The sequence below is a fragment of the Clostridium sp. CAG:221 genome, assembly GCA_000435835.1.
Lineage (GTDB): Bacteria > Bacillota > Clostridia > Clostridiales > Clostridiaceae > Clostridium.
Genome location: FR883417.1, coordinates 26,763 through 37,625 on the forward strand (window position 1 = coordinate 26,763; position 10,863 = coordinate 37,625).

Below are 10,863 nucleotides of genomic sequence, written 5' to 3' on the forward strand. Positions count from 1 at the left end.
TTTTAATTAAATGTATATGTAGCAAATTCTATAAATTTAAGATAATTAATTGAATAAAATTAAATTTTATAAAATTAAAAGGAGATAAAGTATGAAATTTTATGATTTTTCAGCAAAAAAAATGAACGGGCAAGAAGTTAAGATGGAAGAATTTAAAGGTAAAGTTGTATTAATAGTTAATACAGCAAGTAAATGTGGATTAACACCACAATTTACTGAATTAGAAGAATTAAATAAGAAATATAAAGAAGAAGGTCTAGAAATTTTAGGGTTTCCTTGCAATCAGTTTGCAAATCAAGATAAAGGAAGCAATGAAGAAATACAAGAGTTCTGCTCTTTAAATTATGGAGTTACATTTAATATGTTCCAAAAGATCGAGGTAAATGGAGAAAATGCACATCCATTATATAAGTTCTTAAAAAATGAGAAAAAAGGTTTATTGAGTAAAGAAATTAAATGGAATTTTACAAAATTTCTTATTGATTCAGAAGGAAATGTAGTTAAAAGATATGCACCTACAGTAAAGCCATTAAAAATTGAAGAGGATATTAAAAAATTATTAAAATAATTATAGGTGGTAATGATAAAATGAATGAAAGATATGATATTGCAATAATAGGAAGTGGACCAGCTGGAATATCAGCAGCATTAAATGCAAAGATAAGAAATAAAAGATTTATTATTTTTGGAAGTAATGAAATAAGTACAAAACTTGTAAAGGCTCATAAGATAAATAATTATTTAGGTTTTTATGGAAAAAGTGGAGTAGAAATAAGAGATGAATTTGCTAATCATTTAAAAGCAATGGATATTGAAATAACAGAAGAAAAAGTGAATAGCATTTATGCTATGGGAGATTATTTTACTTTAATGGTAAATGACAAAATGTATGAAGCTACTTCAATAATATTAGCTACAGGAGTTAATTTTGGTAAGCCATTTAAGGGGGAAGAAGAGTTTTTAGGTAAAGGGGTAGGATATTGTGCAACATGTGATGCTCCTTTATATAAAGATAAAGTCGTAACAATAATTGCTTATAATAAGCATGAAGAAGCTGAAGCAAATTTTATAGGAACAATAGCATCAAAAGTATATTATGTGCCAATGTATAAGCAAGAAATAGAAGTTGATTCATCTATTGAAATAATAAAGGATATTCCAGTGGAAATAGTAGGAGATAGTTCAGTTAAAAAACTTATTCTTAAAAATAGTGAAATTGAAACAGATGGGGTATTTATTTTAAGAGATAGTATATCACCAGGACAATTAGTTCCAGGTTTAAAAATTGAAAACAATCATGTAGAAGTTGATAGAACAATGAAAACAAATATTAAAGGTTGTTATGCTGCAGGAGATATAGTTGGTACTCCATATCAATATATTAAGGCAGCAGGAGAAGGAAATATAGCAGCATTATCAGCTGTGTCTTACATAGAACAAATAAAAAGAAAAAATAAAGAGGTATAATTTATGATGAAAGTAGTTAATAGTAATGAATTTAAAAGTGAAATTGAAAAAGATATGGTTTTAGTGGATTTTTTTGCAGAATGGTGTGGACCTTGCAAAATGATTTCACTAATATTGGATGAGTTACAAGCTGAATTTGAAGATAAAATTAACATAATAAAGGTTAACGTTGATAACAGTATGGATATTGCAGAACAATATAATATATCTAATATTCCTGCATTAGTATTATTAAAAAAAGGTCAAGAAGTTCAAAGATTAATAGGATTTTCACCTAAACAGGTGATTAAAGAAAATATTGAGAAACATTTATAAGAAGGAGAAAAAATTATGATATATGATTTTAAAGTAAAAAAGACAAATGGAGAAGAAATACTTTTAGAAAAATATAAAGGAAAGGTTCTTTTAATAGTAAATACAGCAAGTGGATGTGGATTTACACCACAATATGAAGGGTTACAAAAGATTTATGATGAATATAAAGATAAAGGTTTTGAAATATTAGATTTTCCATGTAATCAATTTTTCCAACAAGCACCAGGAAGTGATGCTGAGTTATCAAGTTTTTGCAAATTAACATATGGAACAACTTTTGAAACTTTTGCTAAAATTGAAGTAAATGGAGAAAATGCTTCAGACTTATATAAGTTTTTAAAATCAGAAGCACCACAAGCAGAAGAAGATGAAGAATCAAAGTTATTATACGGAAAGCTTGAAGATCTAGGGTTTAAAACTGATGGAGAAGATATAAAATGGAATTTTACTAAATTTTTAGTGGATAAAAATGGTAAGATTATTTCGAGATTTGCCCCAACATATGAACCTGAGAAATTAGCTTCAATAATAAATGATCTATTAAAATAAACTGTAGCGTGGGAATTATAGCATAATTATATATAATAGATAAAAGAATAAAGTGGCAAAACCTCATTTAGAGTAGTTACGGAGAACCGTACCATAAATAAGTGAATTTAGAGTAGTTACGGAGAACCGTACCATAAATAAGTGAGGTTTATAGCTTTAGGCATTGATATAACTTGCCTAAGGCTATTTTTATTATTGAAAATACCGTATTATAAGTAATATTTCAAATTATAATTTGTCTGTAAGTTTATATAATAAATAATTTTTACATTTATTTTTTATAAAAATTTATATTGATGTATGATATAAAAAATGGAATTATATATTATGATAATAATAAAGATGAAATAAAATCAAAATGATTATAAAGGGAGTGAGGTCGATAGATAAAACTTATAAAACAAGTGAAGTAGCTAAGTTGATAGGAATACATTCAAATACTGTACGTATGTATGAGGATTTAGGGTTAATATCAAAACCTATTAGAAAAGACAATGGGTATCGTGTATTTACAGATTTGCATATATATCAACTTAAGTTAGCACGTAAAGCTTTTGAGGTTGAAGTTCTGCAAAATGGATATAGGATTTATACCTATGAAGATATCCAACGCTTAAAGGTTATTCGTTCTCTTAAATGTGGTAATTACTCTCTTTCTGCTATACTTAGAATGCTTAATAAATTATCAGAGCATAATGAAGCTGATATTAACGAGGTATTAAATTCACCTAATGAAAATGAAGATATTATTTCAGTATGTGATAAGCTTATAATTTCTTTGAATTTAGCTATTCAAAATGCTGAGGAGATATTAGAAATGTTATATGAAATGAAAAGAAAATATTCAAACCCTCCACTTTAACACCAGACTTTTGTTTGGTGTTATTATTTTTACATCAAAAAAAGGAGGATATAAAAATGGAGTATGTAATTAAGGTAGAAAAATTATCAAAAAGCTATAAAAGTTGTGTAGCGGTAGAGAATTTAAGCTTTGCAGTAAAAAAAGGAACTGTATTTGGGTTACTTGGAGCTAATGGAGCAGGTAAGAGTACAAGTATTGAATGTATACTTGGAACTAAAAAGATATATAAGGGGGGAGTTTCAATACTAGGATTAAATCCAATATCTAATCGTAAAGAGGTATTTGAAAGAGTTGGAGTTCAGTTTCAAGAAGCTAATTATCAAGAAAATATAAGAGTTGAAGAGCTTTGTGAAATGACAGCATCACTTTATAAAAATCCAGCTAATTATAAGGAATTATTACAAAGGTTCGGAATTGAAGAAAAAAGTAAAACTTTAGTAAAGGCGCTGTCAGGAGGAGAAAAGCAAAGATTGTTTATTATACTTGCACTTATTCCTAATCCAGAAGTAGTATTTTTAGATGAGCTTACAACTGGACTTGATGCAAGAGCGAGAAGAGATGTATGGCAAATATTAAAAGACCTAAAGGAAAAAGGTTTAACAATTATGTTAACTTCACATTTTATGGATGAGGTAGAAGAATTATGTGATATTATTTGTATTCTAAAAAAAGAAAAGGTAGTATTTCAGGGAACAGTTAAAGAGGCTATTAAAGCAAGCCCTTATGAAAAATTAGAAGATGCATATCTTTGGTACACTGATAAGGAGGTAATGTAATATGAAGTCATTTAATACAATGTTAAAAACAGAGTTGAAGTTGTCATTAAGAGGAATGGACATGGTCATATTTGCTATATGTATGCCTATAGTTGTACTTGTAGTAATAGGAGTTATTTATGGAAATAAGCCTGCTTTTGAAGGGGCAAATTATACATTTTTAGAGCAATCATTTGGAGCAATAACATCTATTGCAATTTGTGCTGGAGGAGTTATGGGCTTACCTTTAGTAGTTTCAGATTATAGAAGTAAGCATATTTTAAAGCGATTTAAAGTAACACCTGTTGATCCAATAGTTATATTACTAGTAGAAGTTACTATATATGCTCTATACTCTTTAGTATCTATGAGTTCATTATTTTTAGTAGCTAAACTTTTCTTTAAATTTAATATGCAAGGAAATATTTTTAACTTCATTTTAGGATGGCTACTTGTTATGATTTCAATGTTTAGTATTGGAATTATGGTTGGTGGTATATCAAAAGATTCAAAAATTGCAGGAGTTATAGCAAGTGTGTTATATTTTCCTATGCTTATATTTTCAGGGGCAACAATACCATATGAGGTTATGCCAAATATAATGAAAAACATAGTAGATGTATTTCCACTTACACAAGGAATAAAAATACTAAAATCAGCAATTTTAGGACAATCTGTTGAGAATATTATAATACCAATAGTTATTATGTTGATAATAACTGCTATTTGTTCAGCAGTTGCAATTAAGTGCTTTAAATGGGAATAAAAATGATACATTTGTAGCTGTTATTAAATTTATTAGAATAAATACTACATCATAGTAAGTGTTAATTTATAGTATAATAGTTATAAAGAGGGGGCTAAAATATGTTAAATTTAATAAAGCCACCTGCTCTTAAAAGAGGAGATAAAATGGATATTCAGATACAACAGTGGCACATATGATGTGTTTAAGAGCAGGAGTATCTAGTTTTTATGGTCCAGCCATTTTATCAGAGTTTGCTGAAAATGTTAAAATGTTTGATTATACAAAGCATTGGGTTAATATAGTATTGTTTAATACAGAGCGAATAGGAGAAATTTATTCATCAGATAAATGAAAAATGTAAAATGAAAAATTAAAAATTGAGGAACTTAGTTAATGATGAATTATGAGTGATGAATGATGAATTGAGGAATAAACTCAAAGAGTTTAGATGAATTAAAGATGTAAAATTAGTGAATAGAGAAGTAATAGGTAGAGAGAAATATCTTTAGTTATTGCTTCTTTTTATATATTTAAGATTTAAAAAAATATGATACAATTACATTAAATGGAATATAAATTAAAATTCATACTAAAGATAATTACAAGGGAATATATGCTACAATTGATCCATTTATATGTACTATAATATGTTACTATATAATTTTATAAATGAGGGAGAAAATATGAGTGAAAAAGAAATAATAGTTAATAACTTTTGGAAAGAATTTTTACTGCAAACAAATAGAGCTAAGGATACTTAGTTTCTTTTTTAGCGAAGGAAATGAACTAGGATATACATTTACAGAAGATATGCCTAAAATAAATTTTGCAATAAAGAATAATTGCACATGTGTTTTAGAAACTAAGACAGTTGATGGGTTAAGAGAATCTGTAGAGTATCTTAGAAAATATCTGTAGAGATTGGTTGGGGCATAAAAAACTATAGATAAATATGAAGTAAATATAAGGCTGCACTTATGGTTGATATTGAAAATATATAACCTTAAGTGCAGTTTTATAATTATGGTTTTAATATTACCTTGATACAGTTATCTAATTTACTATGAAATATATCATAAGCATACTTACCTTCAGATAATGAAAGTTTATGGGTTATAATAATCTGCATTATCTACACCCCAATAAGATGTTGGTAGAACATCAGTGAGAAAAAGAACTTGCTCATCAGATAATTCTTCAGGAACTTTTATAGGTCCTACATTAGCTTTTTTATTGTGGGATCAGCTACATCGCGAACATTTACATTTTTAATTCCTTCATATACAATAGCTTTCAATAATATACCTTCTACATATATCAAAATTTATGTATAATATAGTTTTATCTATGCTAAGTTAAAATATTCTAACAAGGGATTATAAAGCTAAAATTGAGCCAATAATATTAAAAGTATTATTGGCTTATGTTATAATTGTTGTAATTAAATAGTGGAAAATATAATTAAGGAAGTGATGGTTAATTCTTGAGATATTTAAATACAAATAAACAATTTGAAAACTATAAAGAACTTGTTAATGAAGAATATTTTGTAGATAAATCAATGATAATTAAAATGCTGAATGAAAAAATATCTACTAAGAGCAAGTATATATGTATTACAAGACCAAGGAGATTTGGTAAATCAAGTATTGCAGATATGCTGGGAGCATACTATTCTAAGGCTGTAGAATCTAAAGCAATTTTTGATAAATTAAAGATAAATGTATGCAAAAGTTATGAAGAAAATTTAAATAAATATAATGTGATAAATATATCATTCAATAGCATATCAGATAGAGGAAATACATATGATGATTACATTAAAATGATAAAAACTACCTTGGTAAATGATATCGTAGAAATGTATCCTTATATAAAACCAGAAAAGTATTTTACAATAAGCGATATGCTTTATGATACAAAAGAAAAATTTGTTTTTATCTTTGATGAATGGGATTATATTTTTAATAATAATTTATTTGAAGAAAATCAAAATGATTTTTTAGAGTTCTTAAGAAATCTTTTAAAAGATCAACCATATGTAGCTCTTTGCTATATGACAGGGGTGTTACCTATTAAAAAATATTCTAGTGGTAGTGCACTAAATATGTTTGATGAGTATACATTTTTAAAAGATAGAAAATTTGGAGAGTATTTTGGTTTTGTAGAAGAGGAAGTTATAGAGCTTTGTAATAGAAATGGTAAGATGAACTTTAAAGATCTAGAGAGTTGGTATAATGGATATTTTACTGCTACTGGAATAAGAGTTTATAATCCAAGATCAGTTGTTAAAGCACTACAAAATAATTATTGTGAAAGCTATTGGACTAATACAGGAGCAATGGATGAAGTAAGTGAATATTTGAAATATAATATTTTAGAAATTAGAGATGAAGTTATTGAAATGGTTGCAGGTGAAGAAATAGATGTAATCATAAAAGAAGAGTTTAGAGCAGGGCAAGGGACACCTAAAACTAAAAAAGAAATTTATTCAGCTATGATAGTGTTAGGGTTTTTATCTTATTATGATGGATATTTAAAGATACCTAATAAGGAGCTTATGTTAGAGTTCGAGAAAGCATTAGAAGATGAATCTTTTGGATATGTTTCTAAGATAATAGAAAATTCAAAAAGTATGCTAAAAGCAACTGTTAATAAAGATGTGAAGATAATAGAAGAAATACTTCATGATATTCATAATTCTGAAATTCCAATTTTGCAATATAATGATGAAAATAGCCTTTCTTGTGTACTTACACTAGCATATCTTTCAGCTAGAGATAATTATAGAGTAGAAAGAGAAGAAAAGACTGGAAAAGGGTATGCAGATTTTACTTTTCATCCAAGAAGGAAAAATGATACGGCTTTTATTGTGGAACTAAAAAAAGACGAAAAACCAGAGATTGCATTAAAACAAATAAGAAGTAAAGAATATGTTGAAAAGTTTAAAAGAGAAAATATGGGTAAAAAAATATTAGCTGTGGCTATTTGTTATGATTCCAAAGAGAAAGAACATCATTGTCTTATAGAGGAAATAGATTAGAAAATGATAAATGTAAATGAAAAATTATGTGAATAGAGAAGTAATAGTTAGGGGGAAATGCCTGTAGCTATTACTTCTTTTTTACATATTTATAGATTTATAATAATAAAATTTAATTTTTAATATAATTTATATTTACATATAATATAAAAAAGTAAGAGAAATAGTTATAAAATTAATATTGAAAAAATTATAATTTATTGCTAAAATTTAAAAAGATAAGTCGAATATTGTAGAAAAATTGAGGAAAACATGAAAAAAAAGACAAGTGTTTTAGTATTAACAGGTGCAATAACAATAAGTAATATAGGATTAACAACATCTTTTGCAGATGTTAATGATGAAACTTTATTAATTCAAGAAAAGAGTACTATAGTACATAGTCAAGTATCTATAGAAACAGATGGATCAGCTAGAATTGCTGGACAAGATGGTCAATTAGGAACTGCAGATGATGTATTTGTTAGACCAGGAGCAAATGGACAAGCTCCACATGTTGATCAATTTGGAAATGTAACAGTACCAACTGGAGGACGTGTAGAGCTACCAGACGGAAATATTGTTTGGGATACAGGTAATGATCAGTCAATAGTAGTTCCAGCTGGAACTGTTATTACACTAAATGGCAATGGTGGTGTACCAACGGTAAATCCAGATGGAACTGTTAATGTACCAGAAGGAAGTATGGTAGTATTACCAAATGGGGATGATGTAACTCCAGGAAGTGGAAGTGTTGTAAGTCCCAATGGAAGCGTTGCAAACCAAGATGGAAGTATTATAAACCCAGATGGAAGTATTACAGGTGGAAATACAAACAAACCAGGTGAAGATGTAAATAAGCCAAGCGAAGACACAAACAAACCAGGTGAAAATATAAATAAACCAACTGAAACTGTTACAAAACCAAGTACAAATCCTAACACAGGAGATAGATCTGTAATGGGGATGTTAGTAGTAGGATCAATGGCATTATTAGCTTTAGTTAAAAATTTAAAAATAAAGGACAAGTTATTTTTAAAATAGAAAACTATAGATATAGCAGATGAAGAAATTTCTTCATCTGCTTTTTTACTAATTAAATATAATTTTATTGAGCTTTAGTCATCCATAGTCCATGAAGATTACAGTAAGCATAAACTTCTTCTAACTGTTCATCAGGACATAAAGCAAATTCGATAACAGGATCAGTATTTGGTTTTAAATATTTACGTTGAGTACCTTGATTTGTAACTATATGGACCCAAACTATGCTATGAGCTTCTTCCATAGGGTGTTTGACACTTCCTACATCTACTTTTACCATATTGCCATTAACATGAACTTGAGGAACGTGTTTTTCTTGTGCAGCATTTGTAGAATTAGCCACTAATTCTTTCATAGGCTTATTGTCACAAGATATTTCACAGCCATTAGTTGCTAGCACTTCTACTATGTCTTGATTATCATCACTGATTAAAATTTTATTTTTTAACATTATAAAACCTCCATAACCAATTTCTATTAGTATGTGTTTTAATTAAAAAACTTATTTATATATGCATTAAGAATATATAAATACTTTAGTTATTTTACACTTAAAAATAATTTATTTGGTAATTAATACATTATTTTACTAAAATTATAAGATGATGTATTGAAAATAAAATTTTTAAGTGATATATTTGTATCATAAAGTGATAGATATATCACTTTTGGTATAGGAGGATAAAATGAAAATTATAAACATATTAATAAGATTATTTAAAAATGGGATTTTAGTAAATACATCTTTTAAGAATGAACCATTACAAAGTAGAACAATAAATCCTAAGATGGGACTCTTTGGTTTCCTTGGATTTCTAGGGTTCATAGGTTTTTTACTTGAAGGCATAGTAGCTCCATTTCCATTTTTCTTTTTTGCATTCTTTAGTTTTTTTGGCTTTTACTATGAAGGAAAAATGTCTAATACTTTAATAGATGAACGTTTTAAAATAAATGCATATAGAGCTGAAGTAATTTCAAATAAGATTGCATTGAATGCCATTATCTTAGTAGCAATAATAGTATTAGCAAGAGTTAAGGAAATTCAAGCGTTATTAAGTTTTTTAATAGCTACAATTGGATTGGCATTTGGGTTATCTGGATTTTTACAACAATATTTATTATACAAATTTGAGAATGAGGAATACTAATGGCTGAATTTATTTGTATCTTAAAGAAATATCGTTTATTAAAAGGTTTGACACAAGAACAACTGGCAGAAATGGTTGGTGTAAGAAGAGAAACAATAATGAGGCTTGAAGCTGGCAAGTATAATCCATCATTAAAATTAGCTATAGATATTTCTAAAGCTGTTAATACACCTATTGAAGAATTATTTATTTTTAAATAATTAACTTTAAAATAAGTTTTTTGAGAGTGTCAAATACTTTTGACATAAGAAAAATAGCCAATATCAAAGATATTTTATAGTAAATTTTTCCTTAATATTATAGACTAAAAATGCAGGAGGACATTGTATGGAGATTGGAAAACAAATAAAAAAATATAGAATAGCAATGAAGCTTTCACAGGATGCGTTGGCAGAAAAAATATTTGTATCTCGCCATGGACCTGTTATAATAGGACTAAATTAAGAGAAACCCAACAAAATCAAGGGTTTGCACTGATTTAGTCCTATTTTTTTATGCCATTAGGTTAAGGTTAGGACAGCGCTGTTTACAATCAAAGACCTACATTTCAAAAAGTCAGATAATGTTCGATTACTGATATGGTCGAGTTATGGCTTTTATTAGAATGCGAGGTGAAATTTAATATTAAAATTCATGTAGGACTGAATTAGCTCTTAAAAACGGTTTATCCGGCATTGCTAATAAGTCCTACTTTTTTTGCCCGAAAAAGGAGGTTGGCAATGACAAAACGAGAGTTAATTCAGTTCATGGACGAGTTGGTGGAATTAGCCAGCGAGGAGAACAAGACAAGAGCAATCTTGGTAAAGGAAAAGTTTATCAATGACTTTGAAAAAAGTTATGAGTACGAAAAGGAGGTTCAGACAGAGATTACAGAACTGCCACCTTACTATATAGCAGCCATGCCGGATGCAGTACATATAAATGCTAAGATAATAATGTACAGAGTTGCTAAT

The 10,863-nt window shown here is 27.9% G+C and carries 13 protein-coding genes and 1 pseudogene; 13 read left to right on the plus strand and 1 reads right to left on the minus strand.

All coding sequences use genetic code 11. From position 1 onward, the window contains the following. Positions 1 to 91: 91 nt before the first annotated feature. The 10 genes from Q5O44_RS11545 to Q5O44_RS11590 all read left to right on the plus strand — a co-directional run bounded on the left by Q5O44_RS11545 (position 92) and on the right by Q5O44_RS11590 (position 8,762). Positions 92 to 568 (plus strand): glutathione peroxidase, encoded by a 477-nt coding sequence (locus tag Q5O44_RS11545; RefSeq protein WP_022168581.1) that lies wholly within the window; start codon positions 92 to 94, stop codon positions 566 to 568. 20 nt (positions 569 to 588) lie between these two features. Continuing rightward, positions 589 to 1,467, plus strand: a complete 879-nt coding sequence (locus tag Q5O44_RS11550) for an NAD(P)/FAD-dependent oxidoreductase (protein ID WP_022168582.1) — start codon at positions 589 to 591, stop codon at positions 1,465 to 1,467. Positions 1,468 to 1,470: 3 nt separating this feature from the next. Then, positions 1,471 to 1,782 carry a thioredoxin gene (gene trxA, locus Q5O44_RS11555; RefSeq protein ID WP_022168583.1) on the plus strand — a complete coding sequence of 104 codons (312 nt, stop codon included), beginning with the start codon at positions 1,471 to 1,473 and terminating at the stop codon, positions 1,780 to 1,782. Positions 1,783 to 1,797: 15 nt separating this feature from the next. Then, positions 1,798 to 2,331, plus strand: a complete 534-nt coding sequence (locus tag Q5O44_RS11560) for a glutathione peroxidase (RefSeq protein ID WP_022168584.1) — start codon at positions 1,798 to 1,800, stop codon at positions 2,329 to 2,331. Positions 2,332 to 2,713: 382 nt separating this feature from the next. Then, positions 2,714 to 3,193 (plus strand): MerR family transcriptional regulator, encoded by a 480-nt coding sequence (locus tag Q5O44_RS11565; protein WP_302637920.1) that lies wholly within the window; start codon positions 2,714 to 2,716, stop codon positions 3,191 to 3,193. Positions 3,194 to 3,249: 56 nt separating this feature from the next. Beyond that, positions 3,250 to 3,969 carry an ABC transporter ATP-binding protein gene (locus Q5O44_RS11570; protein WP_022168586.1) on the plus strand — a complete coding sequence of 240 codons (720 nt, stop codon included), beginning with the start codon at positions 3,250 to 3,252 and terminating at the stop codon, positions 3,967 to 3,969. A 1-nt stretch (position 3,970) separates the two neighbouring features. Further along, a complete protein-coding gene (locus Q5O44_RS11575) occupies positions 3,971 to 4,714 on the plus strand; it encodes an ABC transporter permease (protein ID WP_022168587.1) in 744 nt (247 codons plus the stop codon). Positions 4,715 to 4,889: 175 nt separating this feature from the next. After that, positions 4,890 to 5,048: a hypothetical protein gene (locus Q5O44_RS11580; protein WP_302637915.1), complete on the plus strand. Its 159-nt coding sequence runs from the start codon at positions 4,890 to 4,892 to the stop codon at positions 5,046 to 5,048. 1,131 nt (positions 5,049 to 6,179) lie between these two features. Continuing rightward, positions 6,180 to 7,739 (plus strand): AAA family ATPase, encoded by a 1,560-nt coding sequence (locus tag Q5O44_RS11585; protein WP_022168589.1) that lies wholly within the window; start codon positions 6,180 to 6,182, stop codon positions 7,737 to 7,739. 252 nt (positions 7,740 to 7,991) lie between these two features. Next, entirely contained in the window at positions 7,992 to 8,762 is a 771-nt protein-coding gene (locus tag Q5O44_RS11590) for a hypothetical protein (protein ID WP_022168590.1), read from the plus strand. Between the two features lie 64 nt (positions 8,763 to 8,826). Here the strand turns inward: Q5O44_RS11590 and Q5O44_RS11595 are convergent, their stop codons facing one another. Continuing rightward, a complete protein-coding gene (locus tag Q5O44_RS11595) occupies positions 8,827 to 9,213 on the minus strand; it encodes a desulfoferrodoxin family protein (RefSeq protein ID WP_022168591.1) in 387 nt (128 codons plus the stop codon). A gap of 235 nt (positions 9,214 to 9,448) precedes the next feature. Here Q5O44_RS11595 and Q5O44_RS11600 point away from each other — a divergent pair, with 235 nt between their 5' ends. From Q5O44_RS11600 to Q5O44_RS11615, 3 genes and pseudogenes are all read left to right on the plus strand, one after another. Further along, a complete protein-coding gene (locus Q5O44_RS11600; protein ID WP_022168592.1) occupies positions 9,449 to 9,910 on the plus strand; it encodes a DUF3796 domain-containing protein in 462 nt (153 codons plus the stop codon). Then, entirely contained in the window at positions 9,910 to 10,110 is a 201-nt protein-coding gene (locus Q5O44_RS11605) for a helix-turn-helix transcriptional regulator (RefSeq protein WP_022168593.1), read from the plus strand. Before Q5O44_RS11600 ends, Q5O44_RS11605 begins: the two co-directional genes overlap by 1 nt. Positions 10,111 to 10,629: 519 nt before the next feature. Beyond that, a pseudogene (locus Q5O44_RS11615) lies at positions 10,630 to 10,863 on the plus strand (hypothetical protein); the annotation flags it as partial.

Coding starts and splice junctions, on each gene's coding strand:
- Q5O44_RS11545 (WP_022168581.1), top strand. CDS start 92: ATGAAATTTTATGATTTTTCAGCAAAAAAAATGAACGGGCAAGAAGTT.
- Q5O44_RS11550 (WP_022168582.1), top strand. CDS start 589: ATGAATGAAAGATATGATATTGCAATAATAGGAAGTGGACCAGCTGGA.
- trxA (WP_022168583.1), top strand. CDS start 1,471: ATGATGAAAGTAGTTAATAGTAATGAATTTAAAAGTGAAATTGAAAAA.
- Q5O44_RS11560 (WP_022168584.1), top strand. CDS start 1,798: ATGATATATGATTTTAAAGTAAAAAAGACAAATGGAGAAGAAATACTT.
- Q5O44_RS11570 (WP_022168586.1), top strand. CDS start 3,250: ATGGAGTATGTAATTAAGGTAGAAAAATTATCAAAAAGCTATAAAAGT.
- Q5O44_RS11575 (WP_022168587.1), top strand. CDS start 3,971: ATGAAGTCATTTAATACAATGTTAAAAACAGAGTTGAAGTTGTCATTA.
- Q5O44_RS11580 (WP_302637915.1), top strand. CDS start 4,890: ATGATGTGTTTAAGAGCAGGAGTATCTAGTTTTTATGGTCCAGCCATT.
- Q5O44_RS11590 (WP_022168590.1), top strand. CDS start 7,992: ATGAAAAAAAAGACAAGTGTTTTAGTATTAACAGGTGCAATAACAATA.
- Q5O44_RS11595 (WP_022168591.1), bottom strand. CDS start 9,213: ATGTTAAAAAATAAAATTTTAATCAGTGATGATAATCAAGACATAGTA.
- Q5O44_RS11600 (WP_022168592.1), top strand. CDS start 9,449: ATGAAAATTATAAACATATTAATAAGATTATTTAAAAATGGGATTTTA.
- Q5O44_RS11605 (WP_022168593.1), top strand. CDS start 9,910: ATGGCTGAATTTATTTGTATCTTAAAGAAATATCGTTTATTAAAAGGT.